This window comes from Pyrobaculum neutrophilum V24Sta, assembly GCF_000019805.1.
GTDB classification, from domain to species: Archaea; Thermoproteota; Thermoprotei; order Thermoproteales; family Thermoproteaceae; genus Pyrobaculum; species Pyrobaculum neutrophilum.
The window spans coordinates 1730579-1750666 of record NC_010525.1; the positions used below are offsets into that span (position 1 = coordinate 1730579).

At 56.6% G+C, this 20088-nt stretch carries 24 protein-coding genes and 1 tRNA gene; 21 read left to right on the plus strand and 4 right to left on the minus strand.

Going from position 1 to position 20088, the window contains the following annotated elements:
* The first annotated feature begins 112 nt into the window (after positions 1-112).
* The 12 genes from rpoA1 to TNEU_RS09980 are packed head-to-tail and all read left to right on the plus strand — an operon-like array spanning position 113 to position 9034.
* A complete protein-coding gene (gene rpoA1, locus TNEU_RS09925) occupies positions 113-2767 on the plus strand; it encodes a DNA-directed RNA polymerase subunit A' (RefSeq protein WP_012351298.1) in 2655 nt (884 codons plus the stop codon).
* The gene (gene rpoA2, locus TNEU_RS09930) at positions 2764-3903 is read left to right on the plus strand and encodes a DNA-directed RNA polymerase subunit A'' (RefSeq protein ID WP_012351299.1); all 1140 of its coding nucleotides are present in this window, start codon (positions 2764-2766) and stop codon (positions 3901-3903) included. The genes rpoA1 and rpoA2 overlap by 4 nt, the downstream gene beginning before the upstream one ends.
* Positions 3904-3940: 37 nt before the next feature.
* Complete coding sequence (locus TNEU_RS09935) at positions 3941-4246, plus strand: 50S ribosomal protein L30e (protein ID WP_012351300.1); 306 nt, start codon at positions 3941-3943, stop codon at positions 4244-4246.
* A complete protein-coding gene (locus TNEU_RS09940) occupies positions 4239-4673 on the plus strand; it encodes a NusA-like transcription termination signal-binding factor (RefSeq protein ID WP_012351301.1) in 435 nt (144 codons plus the stop codon). Before TNEU_RS09935 ends, TNEU_RS09940 begins: the two co-directional genes overlap by 8 nt.
* Positions 4674-4712: 39 nt before the next feature.
* Entirely contained in the window at positions 4713-5156 is a 444-nt protein-coding gene (locus tag TNEU_RS09945; RefSeq protein WP_012351302.1) for a 30S ribosomal protein S12, read from the plus strand.
* Positions 5156-5944: a DNA-directed RNA polymerase subunit D gene (locus TNEU_RS09950; RefSeq protein WP_012351303.1), complete on the plus strand. Its 789-nt coding sequence runs from the start codon at positions 5156-5158 to the stop codon at positions 5942-5944. Before TNEU_RS09945 ends, TNEU_RS09950 begins: the two co-directional genes overlap by 1 nt.
* 25 nt (positions 5945-5969) lie before the next feature.
* Positions 5970-6338, plus strand: coding sequence for a 50S ribosomal protein L18e (locus TNEU_RS09955; RefSeq protein ID WP_012351304.1), 369 nt, complete (start codon positions 5970-5972; stop codon positions 6336-6338).
* Positions 6335-6883, plus strand: coding sequence for a 50S ribosomal protein L13 (locus tag TNEU_RS09960; RefSeq protein ID WP_012351305.1), 549 nt, complete (start codon positions 6335-6337; stop codon positions 6881-6883). Before TNEU_RS09955 ends, TNEU_RS09960 begins: the two co-directional genes overlap by 4 nt.
* A 6-nt stretch (positions 6884-6889) precedes the next feature.
* Positions 6890-7330: a 30S ribosomal protein S9 gene (locus TNEU_RS09965; RefSeq protein WP_012351306.1), complete on the plus strand. Its 441-nt coding sequence runs from the start codon at positions 6890-6892 to the stop codon at positions 7328-7330.
* Positions 7327-7527 (plus strand): DNA-directed RNA polymerase subunit N, encoded by a 201-nt coding sequence (locus TNEU_RS09970; protein WP_012351307.1) that lies wholly within the window; start codon positions 7327-7329, stop codon positions 7525-7527. The genes TNEU_RS09965 and TNEU_RS09970 overlap by 4 nt, the downstream gene beginning before the upstream one ends.
* Before the next feature lie 41 nt (positions 7528-7568).
* On the plus strand, positions 7569-7829 hold the full coding sequence (locus TNEU_RS09975) for a U6 snRNA-associated Sm-like protein LSm6 (RefSeq protein ID WP_012351308.1): 261 nt from the start codon (positions 7569-7571) through the stop codon (positions 7827-7829).
* Positions 7826-9034, plus strand: a complete 1209-nt coding sequence (locus tag TNEU_RS09980) for a methionine adenosyltransferase (RefSeq protein ID WP_012351309.1) — start codon at positions 7826-7828, stop codon at positions 9032-9034. The genes TNEU_RS09975 and TNEU_RS09980 overlap by 4 nt, the downstream gene beginning before the upstream one ends.
* A 216-nt stretch (positions 9035-9250) precedes the next feature.
* On the opposite strand, the gene TNEU_RS09985 is transcribed toward TNEU_RS09980, so the two are convergent.
* Complete coding sequence (locus TNEU_RS09985) at positions 9251-11005, minus strand: DUF460 domain-containing protein (RefSeq protein WP_012351310.1); 1755 nt, start codon at positions 11003-11005, stop codon at positions 9251-9253.
* Between the two features lie 3 nt (positions 11006-11008).
* A complete protein-coding gene (locus TNEU_RS09990; protein ID WP_012351311.1) occupies positions 11009-11929 on the minus strand; it encodes an RIO1 family regulatory kinase/ATPase domain-containing protein in 921 nt (306 codons plus the stop codon).
* A 28-nt stretch (positions 11930-11957) separates the two neighbouring features.
* Between TNEU_RS09990 and TNEU_RS09995 the strand changes: the two genes are divergently transcribed.
* The 3 genes from TNEU_RS09995 (at position 11958) to TNEU_RS10005 (ending at position 13976) form a co-directional block, all read left to right on the plus strand.
* The gene (locus TNEU_RS09995) at positions 11958-12458 is read left to right on the plus strand and encodes a UPF0179 family protein (RefSeq protein ID WP_012351312.1); all 501 of its coding nucleotides are present in this window, start codon (positions 11958-11960) and stop codon (positions 12456-12458) included.
* Between the two features lie 151 nt (positions 12459-12609).
* Positions 12610-13290 carry a DUF357 domain-containing protein gene (locus TNEU_RS10000; RefSeq protein ID WP_012351313.1) on the plus strand — a complete coding sequence of 227 codons (681 nt, stop codon included), beginning with the start codon at positions 12610-12612 and terminating at the stop codon, positions 13288-13290.
* Entirely contained in the window at positions 13281-13976 is a 696-nt protein-coding gene (locus TNEU_RS10005) for an endonuclease V (RefSeq protein WP_012351314.1), read from the plus strand. Before TNEU_RS10000 ends, TNEU_RS10005 begins: the two co-directional genes overlap by 10 nt.
* Here TNEU_RS10005 and TNEU_RS10010 read toward each other — a convergent pair.
* Positions 13955-14056 (minus strand) — tRNA-Ser (locus TNEU_RS10010). The two genes, TNEU_RS10005 and TNEU_RS10010, sit on opposite strands and share 22 nt — an antisense overlap.
* A 74-nt stretch (positions 14057-14130) precedes the next feature.
* Here TNEU_RS10010 and TNEU_RS10015 point away from each other — a divergent pair.
* From TNEU_RS10015 to TNEU_RS10040, 6 genes are read left to right on the plus strand one after another with little or no spacing between them, the layout of a single operon-like run.
* Positions 14131-14328, plus strand: a complete 198-nt coding sequence (locus TNEU_RS10015) for a zinc finger domain-containing protein (protein ID WP_012351315.1) — start codon at positions 14131-14133, stop codon at positions 14326-14328.
* A gap of 40 nt (positions 14329-14368) precedes the next feature.
* Positions 14369-14647 (plus strand): elongation factor 1-beta, encoded by a 279-nt coding sequence (locus TNEU_RS10020; RefSeq protein WP_012351316.1) that lies wholly within the window; start codon positions 14369-14371, stop codon positions 14645-14647.
* Positions 14648-14679: 32 nt separating this feature from the next.
* Positions 14680-16875, plus strand: a complete 2196-nt coding sequence (locus TNEU_RS10025) for a CDC48 family AAA ATPase (protein ID WP_012351317.1) — start codon at positions 14680-14682, stop codon at positions 16873-16875.
* Positions 16872-17093 (plus strand): hypothetical protein, encoded by a 222-nt coding sequence (locus tag TNEU_RS10030; protein WP_012351318.1) that lies wholly within the window; start codon positions 16872-16874, stop codon positions 17091-17093. The genes TNEU_RS10025 and TNEU_RS10030 overlap by 4 nt, the downstream gene beginning before the upstream one ends.
* Positions 17094-17119: 26 nt before the next feature.
* Complete coding sequence (gene fen / locus TNEU_RS10035; RefSeq protein WP_012351319.1) at positions 17120-18169, plus strand: flap endonuclease-1; 1050 nt, start codon at positions 17120-17122, stop codon at positions 18167-18169.
* Positions 18159-18782 carry a protein-L-isoaspartate(D-aspartate) O-methyltransferase gene (locus TNEU_RS10040; RefSeq protein ID WP_012351320.1) on the plus strand — a complete coding sequence of 208 codons (624 nt, stop codon included), beginning with the start codon at positions 18159-18161 and terminating at the stop codon, positions 18780-18782. Before fen ends, TNEU_RS10040 begins: the two co-directional genes overlap by 11 nt.
* Here the strand turns inward: TNEU_RS10040 and aspS are convergent.
* The gene (gene aspS / locus TNEU_RS10045; RefSeq protein ID WP_012351321.1) at positions 18779-20068 is read right to left on the minus strand and encodes an aspartate--tRNA(Asn) ligase; all 1290 of its coding nucleotides are present in this window, start codon (positions 20066-20068) and stop codon (positions 18779-18781) included. The genes TNEU_RS10040 and aspS overlap by 4 nt on opposite strands.
* Positions 20069-20088 lie beyond the last annotated feature (20 nt).

Consider the following 20088-nt stretch of genomic DNA (forward strand, 5'->3'; position numbering starts at 1 on the left):
GATGCCGGCTGGGCGAAGAGAAGCCCCTAGGCGTGAGTCGGCGGTGGAGAACAATAATCGTAGGGACAAACGGTCAGCTAGAATCTTTTTATATTGACTAGTATCTAACGCCGTGTCGTTAAGGGGGGAACTTGACACTATCCCGCGAAAGGCGATTAAGTCCATCAAGTTCGGGATCCTAAGCCCGGAGATGATACGTAAGTACTCGGTGATGGAGGTGACGACTTCCGAGGTCTACGACGAGGGCGGCTTGCCTGTTCGCGGCGGGATTGCCGACCGCAGGCTCGGCGTTGCCGAACCCGGCGCCAGGTGCGAGACCTGCGGCCAGACCCACGACGTGTGCCCAGGTCATTTCGGGCATGTTGAGCTCGTGAAACCCGTTATCCATGTGGAATACGCCAGGATCATATACGACGTCTTGAGAACCACCTGTCCCAACTGCGGCCGGATAATGTTGAAAGACGAGGAGATACAGCGTTACAGGGAGAGGTTGACGAAGCTGAAGAGCAAGTGGAGGCTTTTGGCCATGAATCTACATGAGAAGATCAGGAAGAAGGCCTCGGAGAGGATGACGTGTCCCCACTGCGGCTACAAGAGGAATAAGGTGCGGTTTGAGAGACCGTACTACTTCTACGAGGAGACTGAGGAGGGGGCTCTCGTGAAGCTGGATCCCGAGGTCCTAAGGGATAGGCTTGCCAAGGTGCCCAACGAGGACCTGGAGCTCCTTGGGCTTAACCCCTCGGTTGCTCGTCCCGAGTGGGCGATTTTGAAGGTCCTTCCCGTGCCGCCTCCGCATGTGCGGCCCTCGATACAGCTGGAGACAGGCATCCGCTCCGAGGACGACCTAACCCATAAACTCGTCGACATCATTAGGATGAACGAGAAGCTTAAGATAGCTATTGAAACCGGCGCGCCGACAAACGTGGTGGACAACCTGTGGGACCTCCTGCAGTACCACGTGGCGACCTACTTCGACAACGAGCTACCCGGGATCCCAGTGGCTAAACACAGGGGCGGGAGGCCGTTAAAGGGGATTGCACAGCGCTTGAAGGGTAAGGAGGGGAGGTTCCGCGGCTCTCTCTCCGGCAAACGTGTGAACTTCTCGGCGCGTACAGTCATAAGCCCAGACCCCCACATTAGTATAAACGAGGTGGGGGTTCCCTACGACATAGCCAAGATTCTGACAGTACCCGAGAGGGTGACCGAGTGGAACGTAGACGTGCTTAGGGAGTACGTGATGAGGGGGCCCGAGACTTGGCCAGGAGCCAACTACGTGATTACCCCGGAGGGCAGGAGGATCGACCTGCGGTACGTCAAGGACAAGAGGGCGCTGGCCGAGAGGCTTGCCCCCGGCTGGATTGTGGAGAGACACCTAGTAGATGGGGATATTGTTCTCTTCAACAGGCAACCGAGCCTCCACAGGGTCTCCATAATGGGCCACATCGTGAAGGTGCTCCCGGGGAGGACTTTTAGGCTACACCTCGCCGTATGTCCGCCCTACAACGCCGATTTCGACGGCGACGAGATGAACTTGCACGTGCCTCAGACGGAGGAGGCCAGGGCTGAGGCGAGGACTCTGATGTTGGTGGAGAAGCACATAATTACCCCGCGCTACGGCGGCGCCATAATCGGCGCTAGGCAAGACTACATAATAGGGGCGTACCTCCTCTCTCAGAAGTCGACGTTTCTTACGAAGAAGGAGCTGGCTTATCTCCTCGGCGCTGGGAAATCCACGGAGGATCCGCCGGAGCCGGCTTTCCTACACCCCGTGGAGCTCTGGACTGGGAAGCAGGTCATTTCCCACTTCCTGCCGAAGGATCTAAATTGGGTTCAGCCGACAGCCTTTAAGTCTAAATGCCAAGACGCCTATAGGTGCGCCGGCGATGAATGGATCATAATAATTAACGGCGTTATGGTGAAGGGAGTGCTGGACAAGAAGTCCATCGGTGCAGAGCAGGTGGACTCCCTCTGGCACAGGATAGCCCGCGACTACCCGCCGGAGGTCGCTAGAAGGTGGCTCGACTCCTCCCTTAGGCTCTTCCTTAGGTACCTAGACCTACGGGGCTTCACCTTCGGGATAGATTCCGTGTATCTACCTCCCGAGGCCTATGGCGAGATTGACGCGCTGGTTGAAGAGAGCATGAAGAAGGCCGACGCGTTGATAGAGGAGTTCAGAAGCGGGCGGCTGGAGGCCATGCCTGGATTCACAGTGGAGGAGACCTTTGAGAACAAGATCACCGAAATTCTCTCGAAGGTCCGCGAAGACGCCGCTGTTGTAGTTGAAAAATACATTAGCAAGAACACAGAGGGCTACCTCATGGCTAAGACGGGGGCGAGAGGTAGCATCGTCAACATAGTCCAGATGGTGGCTACCCTGGGCCAACAGACCATCAGAGGAGAGAGGATCAGACGCGGCTATAGGACTAGGACGCTGCCCCACTTTCCGCCGGGCGACATAGGTCCACACGCGGGGGGTTTTGTAGGGCGGTGTTTTAGATGTGGGTTGACTCCTGTGGAGTATTTCTTCCACGCGGCTGCCGGCAGAGACGGTTTGATAGACACGGCAGTTCGTACGGCGCAGTCCGGCTATATGCAGAGGAGGCTCATCAACGCTCTGCAAGACGTGTACGTAGCCTACGACGGCACCGTTAGATTCAGCGGAGCTAACTTGCTCCAGATGCTCTACGGCGAAGACGGCGTCGACGTAAGCCGTTCGGATCACGGGAAAGTCGCAGATATAAAGTCCCTAAAGCTCTGGATAAGATGATCTCTAAACAGGAGCTCCTAGCTAAGATCTCAGCTGTGTTGCCGCAGCCGCTGTATAGGGAGCTGGAAAACGCGGTAAAGGACCTAGACGAGGAGAGAGCTCTGCGCCTTATACACCGCGTCCTTAGGCTATACATCACGTCGCTTGTCGACCCGGGGGAGGCCATCGGCATAGTGACGGCGCAGTCGATAGGAGAGCCCGGCACCCAGATGATCCTACGCTCTTTCCACTACGCGGGTCTGAGGGAATTCTCCATGGCAAGAGGTCTGCCGAGGCTTATAGAGATCGTAGACGCCAGGAGGACGCCCTCTACGCCGCTGATGTTTGTGTATCTAAAGCCGCCCTATAACAAGAACAGGGAAGCCGCCGAGACCGTGGCCAAGAGGATACAGCAGGTTACGCTGGAGATGTTGGCGAAGGAGGTGGACGTGGATTATGTGGCCGGCACAATCACAATAACCCTAGACCAGGAGCAGCTGAAGTACCGCGGGCTGAGCTTGAAGGACGTGGAGAGGGTAGTCACAAAGACGAAGGGGAAGGACATGGCGGTGTCGATGCGCGGCTCCACGATTACGGTATCGCTCACGACCCCCGACATTTTGAAGATGAGGAAGATACGGGATAAGGTGCTCCAGATCAGAATATCGGGCATTAAGGGCATAAGAAAGGTCGTCCTACAGCACGATTCAAAAAACGACGAGTGGTATATAGTTACTGAGGGGTCCAACCTAGAGGCTGTGCTTCAGCTAGAGGAGGTAGACCAGTCGAGAACCTACAGCAACGATCTGCACGAGGTTGAGGAGGTCCTCGGCATTGAGGCAGCTAGGGCGCTTGTGGCGCAAGAGATAAAGCGCGTGCTTGAGGAGCAAGGCCTTGACGTAGACATTAGACATATGTATCTTGTGGCCGACACCATGACGTGGTCGGGTAGGCTGAAGCCTATTGGACGCCACGGGGTGGTTGGAGCTAAGGAGTCGCCTCTGGCCAGGGCGGCGTTTGAGGTAACTGTGAAAACCTTGGTGGAGGCCTCGGTGAGGGGGGAGGAGGAGCAGTTCAAGGGCGTTGTTGAAAACATCGTAGCGGGGAGGTACGTGCCGGTGGGCACAGGCATAGTCCGCCTACTGATGCAGTTCTAGGGAAAATCTTTATAAACGAACAATTCAGGGTGGCAACGTGGTGGATATAAGCAGAGAGCTCCAAGTTGCGCTAAACACCGGCAAGGTCATAATAGGCTTCGAGGAAACGAAGAAGGCGGTGCTTGCCGGCACTCCCAAGCTGGTGATACTTGCGGCGAATGCGCCTAAGTGGGCGCGGGGCGATATTGAGTACTACGCCAAGCTGGCTGGCGTGCCTGTGTTTATCTTCCCGGGGTCCAGCATCGAGTTGGGGGCGGCGGCTAAGAGGCCGCATAAAATCATGGCCCTCGCCGTGTTGGACCCAGGGCAGAGCGAGATCTTGAAGGTGGTGGAGCATGTCTGATATAAGGCTTACCGAGGAGGAGATCAGATACGCGACGCTTTTTGAGAGCATCACCGGCGTCACGCCTATGGACGTGGTCATCGACGGCGACTACTCGAGGATTATCTTCGTGGTGCAGAAGAACCAAGCGGCTCTGGCAGTGGGGAGAGGCGGCGCGAATGTAAAAATGCTGAAGCAGATCGTTGGGAAAGACGTGGAGATAGTGGAGACGGGCGATACGCCGGAGGAGCTTATCAAGAACAGCCTGTACCCGGCGAAGGTGATAATGGTTAAGGTGACTAAGGCCCCCTCCGGCGCCAAGGTGGCTATTACGACCGTGGCTCCTGAGGACAAGGGGATCGCCATTGGGAAAAACGGGCGTAATATCGCGCGCGCTAAGATCCTCGCCAAGAGGTATTTCGATATTGAGAAGATAATCCTGGCCTAAGGGCGATTAAAATTTATTAATTGAAGTTTGTGGGGGGCTGTGCCAGGCAAGAAATCGCCGTATGGCCTATTTGCCGGCGGCAAGCTGAAGAGGAAGAGGCAGAAGTTCCGGTGGAACGACGTCACATACAAGCGTAAAATGTTGGGGTTGGTGGAGAAGTACGACCCCCTCGAGGGGGCGCCGATGGCCCGTGGAATAGTGCTTGAGAAGGTGGGCGTCGAGGCGAGGAAGCCGAACGCCGCCGTTCGTAAGTGCGTTAGAGTTCAGCTTGTTAAAAACGGGAAGGTGGTAACGGCGTTTGTCCCTCTAGACGGTAGCTTAAACTACATCAACGAACACGACGAAGTCGTCATCGAACGCATAGGCGGACCCGAGGGGAGATCCCTCGGCGATATCCCCGGCGTGAGGTTTAAGGTGGTAAAGGTAAACGGGGTTTCTCTCTGGGCTATCTGGAGGGGGAAGAAGCAGAAGCCCACTAGGTAATGCCCGCTGTAAAAGTTGTAGAGCGTACTCCCCTCTTTTTAAAGGCCGTTGTCGAGGGGGCGTACCCCTCGCTCGTGAACTCGCTGAGGAGGGTGATAATTTCCGAGTTGCCGGTCATGGCGATAGACACGGTGATTGTGGTGAATAACACTTCGGTGATGTACGACGAGATGCTCGCCCATAGGCTTGGCTTGATCCCGCTTACTACGCCGCTTCAATCGCTACCGCCGATAGAGGACTGCGAGTCGGGCCTCGCGGACCCCTCCGAGTGCACTGTGAGATTTACGCTTCAAGTAAACGCAGATGGCGAGGTCACCGTCTATTCCGGGGATCTCGTGTCCGAGAGGCCGGACGTAGTGCCTGTGCATAAGGATATCCCGATCGTCAAACTGGTAAAAGGCCAGAGTATAGTACTTGAGGCGTATGCGAAGTTGGGCCGTGCTAGAGGCCACGCGAAGTGGCAGGCCGCGCTCGCGAGCTATTACTACTACCCCAGGGTGGAGGTGAGAGATGAGTCTTGCAGAGAGAGGTGTAGAGAGGTCTGCCGCGATTTAACGAATCCGCTGGAGTGCACCTTCAACAAGGCGATGACCTGCAGAGATCTCTGCGGCGATAAGCTCCATGTGGATTGGGAGCGGAACAAGTACGTGTTCTGGGTGGAGTCCTTTGGAAATTACGACGTCGATACGGCGTTGAGAGAGGCCTTTAGAATACTCAAGAGGAAGTACTCTCTGTTTCTGGATGCGTTGGCAAGGAAGTCCTCAAGCGCGGCGGAGGCAAAACTTTAAATACTAGGGCTGTCGCGTAGGCGGTATGCCTCCTAATCCCACAGGCCCTACGAACAGGCAACTGAGGATGCTAGCTAGATTTCTTAGAAAGGCCGCCGCCGCCAACTCGGCGCGGATCTGGAGAGTTGTGGCAGAGCTGATAGAGAGGCCGAGGAGGAGTAGAGTTGTGGTAAACGTGGGGAAGTTGAACAGAGTTGCGGAGGATGGAGATGTGGTGGTGGTGCCGGGGAAGCTACTGGGCGGAGGGGAGCTTAGGAAAAAGGTCACCGTAGCGGCGGTGAAGGTTTCGCCTAAGGCCGCCCAGAAGGTTGTAGAGGCGGGAGGGGAGCTTCTGACAATTCCGGAGCTTGTGAGGAGGGTTCCGAAGGGCACAAGGGTCAAGGTGGTGGTATGAAGACGGCTATCCTAGACCTTGAGCGGCTTCCGGAAAGGGGTGAGGTCGTTATAAACGCCGAGGGGCATATCGCCGGGAGGCTTGCTACATATATCGCAAAGGCTCTGTTGGAGAAGCCCGGGCTGAGGATCGTAGTTGTAAACGCCGAGAAGCTTGTGGTGACGGGGGACGAGAAGATGGTTGTGGAGTGGTTTAAGCGGAAAATCAGCGAATGGGGGACACACTACAACCCGGAGAAGGCTGGGCCTAAGATACCCAGGAGACCCGACAGAGTTTTCAAGAGGATGGTGCGGGGGATGCTTCCCAAGAGGGCCGAGAGCGGCCGAAGAGCCTTGAAGCGGCTGAGAGTCTACGTATCGGTGCCCATGGAGCTACTGAGCAGGAAGCGGCTTGTAGTATATGAGGTCCCGCCGGCGAAGCTTAGGATGAGGCCTTTGGCCAAATACGTCACGTTGGAGGAAGTTTGGCGTCAGGTGGACCCAGCTGCCTGGGAGCAGTGGAAGAAGGCGCAGGAGCTTTGGCAAAAAAGATTAAAACCGAGCTAGTAGGCCATGGATGTGAAAACGCCGTGGGCTAAGGTTCTGCAGGAGACGCCTAGGGTTGTAATAGCGGTAGGCAAGAAGAAGACGGCTGTTGCAAGGGCGGTGATTAAGCCGGGCGTTGGGCGAGTTAGGATCAACGGATATCCCCTGGAGCTTTGGCCTATAGAGATGGCTAGGCTTAAGATGTCTGAGCCGCTCATCCTCGCGGGGGATCTCGCCAGGAAAGTGGACATTGATGTCAACGTCGCCGGCGGAGGATACATGGGCCAAGCCACCGCCGTCAGGATCGCAATTGCCAGAGGTCTCGTCGCGTTTTTCCAGAGCCAGGAGCTGAAGGAGGTGTATGAGAAGTACGACCCGTACATGTTGAAGGGCGACCCGAGGAGGGCTGAGCCTAAGAAGCCGGGTATAAAACACGCGAGGAGTAAGAGGCAGAAGGCCTATAGATGATCATCCCGGTTAGGTGTTTCACCTGCGGCAGACCTCTCGGCCACCTCTACCCCATTTTCAAGCGTAGGGTTTTAGCGGGGGAACGCCCCGGCGAAGTCTTAGACAGCTTAGGCGTCTACCGGTACTGCTGTAGAAGAACTCTTCTTTCGCACGTCGAGTGGATTGACGACGTTCTTGCCTACGAGAGACGTAGCTAGTTGAGCTAAATTTTTATATACGGCCACGTGCTGGCGATTCTATGTCGAAAGCACCACAGCAGTTGAAGTTGCCATCTCCGATCAAGGTGTTGACAAAGATGTTGAATAAGGAGGTCGTGGCTAGGCTTAAAGGTGGCGTAGCGGTGAGGGGCACCTTGACGGCCTACGACGGCTGTATGAACCTGGTGCTCGACAACGCGGCTGAGCTCGACAAAGCCGGCGAGCCGGTGGCGAGATATGGAAGGATCGTCATCAGAGGGTCGCAAGTTATATATGTATCCGCTATTGAGGTAGCTCCATGATAGTGGTAGAGAAGGTCGACAAAACGCCTGTGGCTAAGCGGCTTGTGGAAATAGTAGAGAGGAAGGGCCAGGGCCATCCCGACTACATAGCAGACGGCATATCCGAGTGGGTAAGCAGATATCTGTCCAGGTACTATCTAGAGCGTTTTGGCGTAATACTACACCACAACGTGGACAAGACCCTGGTTGTGGGTGGACAAGCCTCGCCTAGGTTCGGCGGCGGCGAGGTTCTACAGCCGATATATATCCTTGTGTCTGGCAGAGCGACATCTGAGGTCAGGTTGAAGGACGGCGTTGTGAAAATACCGCTGGGGCCCATCATCATCCAAGCCGCCAGAGACTGGATTAAGCAACACTTCCGGTATCTTGACCCAGATGCGCACACGGTAATTGACTACAAGATCGGACAGGGCTCGGCCGACCTGGTAGGCATATACGACCTTGGGGTTAAGAGCGTTCCTCTTGCCAACGACACCTCGGTCGGCGTCGGCTACGCGCCGCTGACTCCGCTGGAACAGCTGGTGTACAAGACCGAGAGGTTGCTTAACTCGCGCGACTTCAAGGCTAAGTACCCCGAGGTGGGGGAGGACGTCAAGGTGATGGGCGTGAGGGTGGGGAACGAGGTGAAGCTCACAGTAGCCGCGGCTATGATAAGCAGGCTTGTTAAAGACAAGAGCCACTACCTCTCCGTAAAAGACGACGTAAAGAAGGCAGTTGAGGACTTGGCCTCTAAGGTGGCGCCTGACTACAAGATAGATGTGACCATAAACGCCGCCGATAAGCCAGAGCACGGGATATTCTACCTAACCGTAACCGGCACCTCTGCGGAGCACGGCGACGACGGCATGACAGGCAGGGGCAACAGAGCAAATGGGCTGATCACCCCCATGAGGTCCATGTCGCTGGAGGCCGCAGCTGGTAAAAACCCGGTGAGCCATGTCGGCAAGATATACAACGTTGTGGCGCAGAGGATCGCAGATAGGATATATGCCGAGGCTAAGGACATTGTGGAGGTGTATGTGGAGATAGTGTCCCAGATAGGGAAGCCGATTAACGAGCCTAAGATCCTAAATATAGAGATCATAAAGGAGGGAGCGCTAACCGGGGAGGTAAAAAACGAGGCCGAGGCCATCGCACGGGAGGAGCTCGAGAAAATAACTAGAGTTACGGAGTATATACTGAGAGGCGAGGTATCTTTATACTAGCCCTACGCCGGTTTTCCCCGGGGGTTGGGACACGTCCACGGTTTTGGCCCAGGCGCGATTGATCACAGCGACGACAATCCCCCAGGCTAGTTGTTACTTGGCGGTTTTACAACCGAAAGCCCCGCCCTTCAGGGCGGGGAGGAGGTCGGAGATCCAGCCTATCGAGGCGCGTGCACCCAGGTGCGGAGAAGTGCGGTGCCGTTAGCCACGGGATAACTACGCCAGTCCGCGTCTGTACTGCTCGATTATTTTCCTCAGATCTACCTGGCCTTTGTCGAGCCTCTCCCTTATCTCGCTTGTAACCCGCCTTACGGCCTCGACGTCTATTACGTAATATTCGCCGAGTTTCAGCTTTGCCACCTGCGGTAGCGGAACCCCCATGGTCCTCCTCGCCACCGCCTCCTCGATGGAGTGGATGTTTCCGCAGATCGTTCCCGCCGGCTCGCCGCCTCTGCATTGGACAACCTCCGAGGTGTGGAGGAGCTTGTATCGGCTTCCGTAGTTCTGGAGTATCTCCAGGAACTGGGTCTTTAGCCTCTCCAGCTCTGCCTCTCTCGCGGAAAGCTCTTTGACCAAGGTCTCGATTCTGTTCTGCATCTCCCGGTACTTGGCGTCTCTCCACTTCTCGTCTTCAACCCAGCGGCGGAGCTGGCTGTACTGCCGTCTAAGCTCCTCCAACTCCTTCTGGAGCTGTTGGTTTTCGTACTCCATCGCCTTTAGCTTGGTCAAAAGACCGGCGTCTTTTTCGGGGCATGGTTTTTCCACCGCTACGTACACCACCCGCGTCTCTTCGCTTTCACGCTTTTTCAACGCCTCCGACACGGCTTGGGCTATTGAGTAGCCGCGTATGATCAGGGCTTTTGCGTACTCCAGCTGTTCAAACTTCAGTATTGCCCCGAACTCCCTCTCCAACTTCTCGAACTTGTTTCTGTACTCAAGATACGCCTTGTAGGCTGCGGCTAACGCGTCTCTTTCGTGGGTTGTCTTAGTACGCCACTTGACCTTGTCTAAGATGTGGGATTTCTCCTCAGAGGTCATGTCGCGGTGCGGCGCGTAGAGAGCCGCGCCGGACATCGCGGCTAGTTTTTTTACAAACTCGGGGGGCTCGGCGACGTCGGTGGCCACAAGCGCCGGCACCCCCCACTGGTTTACATATCTCAGCAAATCGCCTCTCGAGAGCCCGCGGCGGGCCACGGTGTCTAACACCTCCCCGTCAAGGGTTAATATGGCGAGGCCTGTATATATCCCGGGGTCCACCCCCAGGATGAGGAAGCGGCCCCGCGTCGCCACCTCGCCTCTCTTGGCGGGGGCGGAGTAGACGGCCACAGCCACGTCTATGCTTCTCATAGGCTTGACGTAGCGGCGCACGACCTCGCGGTTTGCATATACGACGAACTTGGCGGAGGTCACCTCCCCAGACTCCTCTCTTATGAAGAGGTCGTAGTCGAGCTTCGCCTCCTTGAGCCTACCCTCTATTTTCGCCGCTATGGACTTAATCCTGTGGCTTACGTTTCGCATATACCTATTCCTGCTCATGCCGCCCTGCGCCGTGGAGATCCTTCTGTATACCATGACTATCGTCTCCTCCTCGAAAAGCTTCACAGGGGTGCCCACGCCCATGCTTGCGAGTTTCGCAAGATACTCCGCGGTCTCCACCGGCTCTAGCCTGGTTCTAAATACGCCTAGGTGCTCTCTCACGAGCTCCTCCGTCTTCCTATACCCCTCAGGCCCTCTTGTGACCTCCACCACCTTCACCACATACGGCAACCTGCCGAGCAGTTTGACCAACTTTCTGCCGTGTTGAAACAGCTCGCTTATGCTGTCTACGGCCAAGATATCCACTCTGTACTTCTTAAATAGGGGGGCGAGGGTCCGCGGATCCGCGGCGCCTCTCTCGACCACGGCGCTGTTCTCCAAAACGGCGTAGGCCAGCTGGCCTCCCGGCGCGATGTCTATGCCGACTACGGCCACATGTCAGTAGTAGATGTATTTATTTATCTCTGCCGTAAACAGCTCGCCGGCGGTTCCGCTTGTGCGAGCTAACTCCAGAAGCTCCTCTACGGGGATCTCCACGCCTTTTTCACCGAAGTAGCTCGCTACGTTTCCCAGGTCGCGCATTAGGTAGTCAAGGGCGGTTGGGTGGCCGCTTGGCAACCACTGCGGCCAGTCGATCACGTAGCTTCTACCGCCCACCAGTATGTTGTAGGGGGATAGGTCCCCGTGTACTATCCCGAGTTTTAGCGCCGTCCGTAGCGTCTCAACCACATCCTCTGCGATCTTTTTGTAGTCTCCCCCCTCTAGTCGGAACAGCTCCACGCCGTCTATGTACGTCATCACAACCACGTGCCTCGTGCGAGCCAGCGGCTCCGGCACCATGCCGCCTGCCTCGAAGATCTTCCCCAACGCGAAGAACTCGGCCAGCGCAGACAGCCTCGTCTCGTAGACCCACCTGAGGTGTTTAAACCTCTTGACCTTCGACTCGAAGGCTTTCTCGTATCTAAACGAGGAGACTCCGCCTCTGTAGAACTTCACCGCCACCTTGAGCCCGCCGGGCGTCTCGCCCGAGTAGACCTCAGACTCCTTCCCTACGCCTATGGGCGTCGGCGAGAGCCTCAACAGCTTTCGCCTCATCCGGAGCGTGTGTATCGCAAGCACGTCGTAGCCCGACGCGGTTATTTTCCAGCCTAGATACGGCGATAGGTTGCGCCTTATGAGCCCCAGGTAGTGGAGCCGCCTAAGGCTGTCTAAGACCTCCTCCCGCTTGCCTCTAGCCCACCTCTCCACCAGCTCCTGTGGCACAAACTCGTGCCTATGTTGACCTACCTCGAGTATCCTCAGCAACCTGAGGTCTCGCTTGGAGAGCTTTCCATAGGCTTCAACAACCTGCTTAATCACAATTATATAGCTGGGCTTACTTAAAAACGTGAGGAGAGTAGTCACGCTTGTTTCCAAGGAGCAGGCGGAGGTGGGACACAGATTCAGAGTTGTGGAGGTTCCAGATGAGTGTAGGACGTGTAGGCTGTACCCGGTGTGTATGGGCAGGCTTACGCCTGGCAGAGCCTACAAGATCGTCGAGGTTAGGCCGTACATGGGGCAACGGTGCAAGATCACCGACGGCGAAATGGTGCCGGTGGTCGTCGAGGAGGCGCCGATGATAGGCCTCGTCCCGTTGAACAAGGCGTTGGAGGGGGTTGTGGTGACGTTTGAAGGCGAGTGCGCCGGATGCGAGGGCTGCCCTCAGCAGGTGCAGGTGGGGGAGAAGATAAAGATCGTGAGGGTGTTGGGCAGGGCCAAGTGTAGGGGCGGCGACTTCGCTATTGTCGAGTTTTACGCCTTAGGACCGCCTTCACCCTCAAAATCAGGTGGCGCAACGGCTTCTCGAGACCCTTCTCGCGCGCCTCCTTCACGACCTCTTTCAAAATAGCCTTCGCCTCCGCGGTTTTGCCCTGGGAGGCCAGCTTTTCTGCTTCCCTCAGGCGGGTTATCAGCTTGGCGGCCGTTGTCTGCACCTCCTCGGCCATGCCGCGGAGATGTCCCTCTCTTTAAATGTTTTAACCCGTCAACATCACCGCACCGTGGACAGGGTAGCTCTATATATCAGAAACCTCGAAGAGACCTTGAATAGCCTTGTATTAAAAGACGGCGCCTACAAGCATATAGTCGAGCTGGCGCGGGCCTATCTGAGGGATTCGAAGTACTATTACTCTGTCGGCGACCGCGAAACGGCGTTGGCCACCGTCTCCTACGCCGAAGGGCTACTAGATGCGTTGAAACACATGGGAGTAGCCGAGTTCGTCTGGAGGCAACCCAGCGAGATAAAAAACGCGAAGACCGTGATGGTGGCGGGCACCTTCGAGATCTTGCACCCTGGCCACCTGGCGTATCTTAGAGAAGCGTGGAGACGCGGCTACGTCACAGCTGTCGTGTCGGCGGATGAAAACGCCGAAAGGGTGAAGGGGCGGCGCATCGTTATCCCCCAGAGGCAGAGGGCCGAGGTCTTGTCTTCCCTGTATTTCGTCCACAAGGTTGTCCACGGTAGACCCGGCGATATTTTCGACATCTTTTACGAGGTTAAGCCAGACGTCGTGCTCCTAGGCCCTAACCAGTCCGTAAGCGAGGATGTGGTGAAGGCTCAGGCAAAGAGGAGGGGGGTCGAGGTCGAGGTGTACAGACTGCCGCGGTTGGAGAGCTGCGAGCTATGTAGCACCACCAAGATAATTGAGAGGATCCTCTCCACCTTCTCTGGATGCCGCTAAATACCGAGGTTGCGAGAAAGATCCAAGAGCTTCTGGCCAAGAGGGTCACGGCGGCGCCTCTGCCCTCCTACAACACCGTATGCGGTCTCGACGTTGCGTACAGCGGCGATGTGGCATATGGAGCGGCCGTGGTGGTAGATGTGCGGTCTTTAGCAGTAACCGAGGCAGCTTGTGCAGCCACGAAAAACTTGGTGCCCTATGTGCCAACCTTCCTCGCCTTTAGGGAGCTAACTCCTATGCTACGCGCCTATGTAAAGCTCAGGTATCAACCAGACGTTGTGCTCGTGGACGGCCATGGCGTGGCCCACCCCCGAAGATTCGGCATAGCCTCACACATAGGGGTAGTTCTCAAGAGGCCGACAGTCGGCGTTGCCAAGTCCAGGCTCTACGGGGTAGAGAGGGGGGACGCCGTATATGACCCAGAAACAGGCGAGGTCATCGCTAGGGTGCTACGGTGTGGTGGTAAGAGATACGTGTCGGTGGGGTCCCACGTGACGCTTGAGGACGCGGCTGCCCTCGTCCAGAGATTATGTATCGGCGGAGACGTCTACCCGCTGAGGCTTGCCCACGATCTCACACAGAGGCTTAAGAGAGTCCGCCCGTCTTCTTTCGACCAATGGGGTGAGGGTAGGATTGAGGACGACGTGTGTACAGTTAAGCGGCTTGGCGCCGGGGGTGGGATTTGAACCCACGCCCCCTTGACGGGGACGGGATAGCTCGGACGCGCCCTCGAGTCCCGCGCCTTGGGCCGCTCGGCCACCCCGGCTACCTCACCTACATCCGCGGATTTATAAACTTATAAGGCGTATAAGTTTATATATGGGGGGTTCCACTGCGGCTATGTCCATAAGAGGCGCGAAGTTCCACGGGCCCTCGCCGCCTTCCGACACTACGACAAACTGGGTCTTGGCCCCGCTTGAGAGGGGGGCCGTGTTTGCGTGCCCCAACTGCGGAAAAACCACTATCGTGCGGAGCGCGAGGTCTAGGAAACTCGGCGTCACTTACGCTTGTCCCGAGTGCGGTTTTGTAGGTCCCTAGCGGAGGCAAGCTTTATATAGCCTAGCAGTCTCTTGGGGCCATGTCGGCGGAGGTAGCCCTGGTATACAGGGTGTTGCCCGAAAGCGTCGAGGTGGATATAGAGAAGCTGAAGACCTCGGTCATAAACAAGCTCTCCCCCAAATACAAGGTGGACAGGGTCGAGGTTGAGGAGATCGGGTTCGGCATCAAGGCGCTGAGGTTCTTCATCAGGATGCCGGAGTCTGATGAGTACAGTTCCGACGAGGTCGAGGAGCTTCTTCGCTCTGTGGAGGGGGTCGGGGGCTACGAGCTCGAGTACTTCTCTAGGCTTAGCTTCTAGAAGGTTTTTATACATACTTCGAACCTTGTGACGTGTCCGAGTGGATAGAGCTTAGAGTTCTAGAGAGCAAGGCCCGGGACGCCAACCGTCCCGTCGTTAGGATTGACCCCGAGGTCATGGAGAAGTCCGGGATAGTAGTCGGCGACGTGGTGGAGATAGTCGGCCGCAGGAGGACCGCGGCTAAGGTGTGGAACGGGCTTCCCGAGGACCGCGGCCGTGGCGTCATCCGGATGAACAGCATCTTGAGGAAGAACGCAGACGTGTCCCTCAACGAGACGGTTAGAGTGAGGAAGGTTGAGCCAAAGCCCGCGGCCTTTGTCAAACTCGCCCCCGTTTCAATGACCATCGCCGTAGATGCCAACTTCCTACAGTACATAAAGCAGAGGCTTAGGGAGTACATCGTCGTCGAAGGCGATATGTTGCAGATCTATGTGCTGAGCCAGCCGCTGACGTTCCAGGTGGTTCAGACCAAGCCGTCAAACGCGGTGTTAGTCATCACGGAGGACACCCAGATCCAGATCTTTGAAAAGCCCGTCTCCGGCGTTAGGATACCCCACGTGACCTGGGAGGATATTGGTGATTTGGAGGATGCTAAGCAGAAGATTCGTGAGCTTGTGGAGCTTCCTCTTAGGCATCCTGAGTTGTTTAAGCATTTGGGTATTGAGCCTCCGAAGGGTATCCTCTTGATTGGCCCTCCGGGCACTGGCAAGACCCTCCTCGCCAAGGCTGTGGCTAACGAGGCTAACGCCTACTTCGTCGCCATAAACGGCCCCGAGATCATGTCTAAGTACTACGGCGAGTCAGAGGCGCGGCTTAGGGAGATCTTCGAAGAGGCGAAGAAGAACGCCCCCGCCATAATCTTCATAGACGAGATAGACGCCATAGCCCCCAAACGCGAGGAGGTCACGGGGGAGGTGGAGAAGCGGGTGGTGGCCCAGCTACTAACCCTAATGGACGGGCTACAAGAGAGAGGACAGGTAGTGGTAATAGGAGCAACCAACCGCCCAGACGCAGTAGACCCAGCGTTGAGAAGACCAGGAAGATTCGACAGAGAGATCTGGATAAACCCGCCGGACTTCAAGGGGAGGTATGAGATCCTCCTGATCCACACCAGGAACATGCCTCTTGCCCCAGACGTAGATCTTAGGAAGCTTGCTGAGACGACCCACGGCTTCTCCGGAGCGGATCTGGCGGCGCTTGCGAGAGAGGCCGCGATGTCTGCCCTCAGGAGGGCGATACAGAGCGGTCTGATAGACCTCAACCAGCCCACTATCCCGCCTGAGACGTTTGAGAAGATCAAGGTGACAATGGCCGATTTCGTCAACGCGCTTAGGGAGATAGTTCCGTCTGCGCTGAGGGAGATACACATAGAGGTTCCCAGAGTCCGCTGGGAGGACATAGGAGGGTTGGAGAACGTAAAACAGGAGTTGAGAGAGGCCGTGGAGTGGCCGTTGAAGTACCCAGATAAGTTCAAGAAGTTTGGCCTTAGGCCTCCCAAGGGCATACTGCTCTTCGGGCCGCCCGGCACCGGCAAGACGCTTCTGGCTAAGGCCGTGGCCACCGAGTCCGGCGCCAACTTCATAGCAGTTAGGGGGCCCGAGATCTTCTCCAAGTGGGTGGGGGAGTCGGAGAAGATGGTTAGGGAGATATTTAGGAAGGCTCGGATGGCCGCGCCAGCCGTGATATTCATCGACGAGATAGACGCGCTGGCCACAGCCAGGGGTTTCGGCGGCGATTCGCTGGTGAGCGAGCGCGTTGTGGCGCAGCTACTAGCCGAGATGGACGGCGTTAAAGCTCTGGAGAACGTGGTGGTTATCGCGGCTACAAATAGGCCCGATCTCGTCGACCCGGCGTTGCTGAGACCCGGCCGCTTTGACAGGATAATATACGTGCCCCCGCCCGACTTCAAGGCCAGGCTGGATATCTTGCTTATACATACGAGGACGACCCCGCTCTCTAAAGACGTAGACCTGGAGGAGCTTGCGCGTAGGACAGAGGGTTACTCCGGCGCCGATCTAGAGCTACTCGTGAGAGAGGCCACCTTCCTGGCGCTACGGGAGGATATAAACGCGAGGGAGGTCTCGATGCGCCACTTCGAGGAGGCGCTTAAGAAGGTTAGGCCCTCCATAGCGCTTGACATGTTGAAGTTCTACGAGACCTGGTTGGAGAAGGCGAGGCAACTTCACGTGGCGGCTAAGGCAAAGGCCACGCCGCCTCTATATCTATGATAATAACCACGGTTGGGAACGTGATAGAGATGTTGCTACGGAGGCAGGAGACAATAACGAGCGAAGACGTGAAGCTGTTGCTGAAGAGGGCAAACATTCAGATCTCAGACGCCGAGCTCATAAAGGCGCTTATGGTGCTAGAGATCTACAAGAAGATCCATGTGAGGCGCGTCAAACGGGAGGGGAGAGAGGTCTATCAGATCTCGAAGCGGAGGTAATATTAATACGTCCCCCAAAGTACCACATGGGTGTTACAGAGTTGGGCAAGCTTATAGGTAGAGAGGCGAGGCGCGAGATAAAGCTCGAAAACCTAGCCGGCAGATGTATCGCCCTAGACGCCTACAACGCCCTATACCAGTTCCTCGCCTCGATTAGACAACCCGACGGCACACCTCTGATGGACCGCCAGGGCAGAGTCACTAGCCACCTCTCAGGGCTCTTCTACCGTACCATTAACCTGATGGAGGCCGGCATAAAGCCGGTTTACGTATTTGACGGGAAGCCGCCTGAGTTCAAGCTGGCCGAGATAGAGGCGAGGAGGAGGGTTAAGGAGAAGGCCATGGAGGAGGTGGTGAAGGCGATAAGGGAGGGGAAGAGAGATGACGTGGCGAAGTACATGAAGAGGGTTATCTTTCTCACCAATGAGATGGTTGAGGACGCCAAGAGGCTACTGACCTACATGGGCGTCCCCTGGGTGCAAGCGCCGAGCGAGGGGGAGGCTCAGGCCGCCCACATGGCGAAGAGGGGGCACTGTTGGGCCGTCGGTAGCCAAGACTACGACTCGCTTCTATTCGGCTCGCCTAGGTTGGTGAGGAATCTCGCCGTGTCGCCTAAGAGGAGGAGCGGGGAGGAGGTGGTGGAGGTGTCCCCGGAGGTGGTGGAGCTAGACTCCGTGTTGAAAGCGCTTAAGCTGAAGGGCAGGGAACAGCTTATAGACGTTGCCATACTGCTGGGAACCGACTACAACCCCGACGGGGTCCCGGGGGTCGGGCCTCAGAAGGCGCTCAAGTTGGTTTTGGAGTTCGGCTCTCTTGAGAAGATGCTAGACACGGTTCTCAGGGGGGTCTCCTTCCCTGTGGATCCCCTCGAGATAAAGAGGTTTTTCCTCAATCCGCCTGTCACAGAGGAGTACGCCCTGGAGTTGAAGAACGTAGACGAGCGAGGCCTTGTGAATTTCCTCGTCGGCGAACACGACTTCAGCGAGGAGAGAGTCGCCAAGGCTGTGGAGAGGCTTAAAAAGGCGCGGGCTAGGCAGAAAACCTCGTCTCTAGACAGCTTTTTCCATGGCGCATAGGCTCGTGGAGGAGCTGGTGCGCGAGGGCGTCATAAAGAGCGAAAGCGTCAGAAGAGCCATGTTGGCTGTGCCGCGGGAGGAGTTCGTCATGCCTGAGTACAGGATGATGGCCTACGAGGATAGGCCGCTTCCGCTGTTTGCAGACGCCACCATATCGGCTCCGCATATGGTCGCCATGATGTGCGAACTTGTGGAGCCCAAGCCAGGAATGAAGATCCTTGAGGTGGGCGCCGGCTCCGGCTACCAAGCCGCCGTATGTGCGGAGGCTATGGAAAGGCGGGGTAGGGTCTATACGGTGGAGATTGTGAAGGAGCTTGCCATCTACGCGGCGCAGAACATAGAGCGGTTGGGGTACTGGGGCGTGGTAGAGGTCTACCACGGAGATGGTAGAAGCGGCCTCGAGCGCCATGCCCCCTTCGACGCCATTATCGTTACGGCTGCGGCTAGGCAGATACCGCCTGCGCTCGTTAGACAGCTCAAGGAGGGGGGGACCTTGGTTATCCCGTTGGTGGAACACATGGGCCAGATTTTATACAAGGTGACTAAGAGGGGTGAGAGGGTGGAGAAGCGCGCCGTTACCTACGTCTTGTTTGTGCCGCTACGCGAGAGCTAGGGCTCCACCCTGTAGCGGTCGCGTGGGTATAGAACCGCATGTCTCACGTTGTCTAGGTTCAAGACGGCGGTTATCAGCCTATTGAAGCCGAGGCCGAAGCCGGCGTGTGGCGGCATGCCGTAGTCGAAAACGGCCAGGTGACTTTCGAAGAGCTTGGGGTCAAGCCCCCTTTTGCGCATCTCCTCCTCCAACTCGTCGCGTCTGTGGATCCTCGTGGCGCCAGAGGCCACCTCTATGCCGTTTATGATAAGGTCGTAAGACTCGCTCTTATCTCCCTCCCTCCGCTTTGTGTAGAAGGGCCTCAGCGACGCTGGATAGTTCACTATGAAGTAGGCGGGGCCGTAGTGCTTCATCAACGCCCTCTGCATCTCCACGTTTAAGTCGTCTCCCCACCTTACTGCGTATCCCATCCCGCTGAGTCTATCCACGGCCTCGTCGTAGTCGACCCTAGGCACCTCCGATATCTCTGAGGCAATTGGGGTTATACCGACCTCCTTAAGCTTCGCCTCGTGTTTTGAGACGGCCGTGAACACGCGGCGTGTTATCTTTTCAAGGACGTCCATCACGTCCTGGTAGCTCATGAAGGCGGCTTCCGCGTCCACGGAGATGAACTCGTTCAAGTGGTAGTCCGTGTTGTGCTTCTCGGCCCTATACGCGGGGCCTATCTCAAACACCCTCTCCAGAGACGCCGTTAGCTGCTCCTTATAGAGCTGGGGGCTCTGCGAGAGGTACGCCACTCTCTCGAAGTACAGCACTGGGAAGAGCTCGGCGCCGCCCTCCGTGCTAGTTACTATGATCTTCGGCGTGAAGACCTCGACGAATCTCTCGCCGTATAAAACCTGGCGTATCTCCTTCAGCACCTCAGACGACAGGGTAAACACGGCGAGGTTCCGCGGCCTTTTTAGATCCACAGAGCGCCACCTCAGCCTAGTGGCTAGGTCAGGCGTGTCGGACCAGATGTCTAAGGGGAGCGGCTTCGCCTTATTTAAAACCCATAGGTCGGTTGGGAAAACCTCCACGCCCCTTTTAGCTATCTTACTAGCCTCGACAACCCCCCTCACGACGATCACATCCTCTCTGTTTAGCTCCGAAAAGAGCTTGAGGACCTGCTCCGGCGTTTTCCCAGCCTTTAGAGTCAGCTGTACGAACCCCTCCCTGTCTCTCAGCACTATGAACTTCACCTTCCCCAGATCCCTCAACTCCCAGACCCACCCCCCCAACACGACCTCCTTACCATGGAGCTCCGGCGTAATCTCGCTTGTCCAGTGGGTTTTACGGGGATACACGCCGTGGGATTGGGACAAAT

Coding starts and splice junctions, on each gene's coding strand:
- TNEU_RS09960 (WP_012351305.1), top strand. CDS start 6,335: ATGAAGACGGCTATCCTAGACCTTGAGCGGCTTCCGGAAAGGGGTGAG.
- TNEU_RS10020 (WP_012351316.1), top strand. CDS start 14,369: ATGTCGGCGGAGGTAGCCCTGGTATACAGGGTGTTGCCCGAAAGCGTC.
- TNEU_RS09970 (WP_012351307.1), top strand. CDS start 7,327: ATGATCATCCCGGTTAGGTGTTTCACCTGCGGCAGACCTCTCGGCCAC.
- rpoA2 (WP_012351299.1), top strand. CDS start 2,764: ATGATCTCTAAACAGGAGCTCCTAGCTAAGATCTCAGCTGTGTTGCCG.
- TNEU_RS10015 (WP_012351315.1), top strand. CDS start 14,131: ATGTCCATAAGAGGCGCGAAGTTCCACGGGCCCTCGCCGCCTTCCGAC.
- TNEU_RS10040 (WP_012351320.1), top strand. CDS start 18,159: ATGGCGCATAGGCTCGTGGAGGAGCTGGTGCGCGAGGGCGTCATAAAG.
- TNEU_RS09955 (WP_012351304.1), top strand. CDS start 5,970: ATGCCTCCTAATCCCACAGGCCCTACGAACAGGCAACTGAGGATGCTA.
- TNEU_RS09940 (WP_012351301.1), top strand. CDS start 4,239: ATGTCTGATATAAGGCTTACCGAGGAGGAGATCAGATACGCGACGCTT.
- TNEU_RS10030 (WP_012351318.1), top strand. CDS start 16,872: ATGATAATAACCACGGTTGGGAACGTGATAGAGATGTTGCTACGGAGG.
- TNEU_RS09965 (WP_012351306.1), top strand. CDS start 6,890: ATGGATGTGAAAACGCCGTGGGCTAAGGTTCTGCAGGAGACGCCTAGG.
- TNEU_RS09980 (WP_012351309.1), top strand. CDS start 7,826: ATGATAGTGGTAGAGAAGGTCGACAAAACGCCTGTGGCTAAGCGGCTT.
- TNEU_RS09975 (WP_012351308.1), top strand. CDS start 7,569: ATGTCGAAAGCACCACAGCAGTTGAAGTTGCCATCTCCGATCAAGGTG.
- TNEU_RS10005 (WP_012351314.1), top strand. CDS start 13,281: ATGCCGCTAAATACCGAGGTTGCGAGAAAGATCCAAGAGCTTCTGGCC.
- fen (WP_012351319.1), top strand. CDS start 17,120: ATGGGTGTTACAGAGTTGGGCAAGCTTATAGGTAGAGAGGCGAGGCGC.
- TNEU_RS09950 (WP_012351303.1), top strand. CDS start 5,156: ATGCCCGCTGTAAAAGTTGTAGAGCGTACTCCCCTCTTTTTAAAGGCC.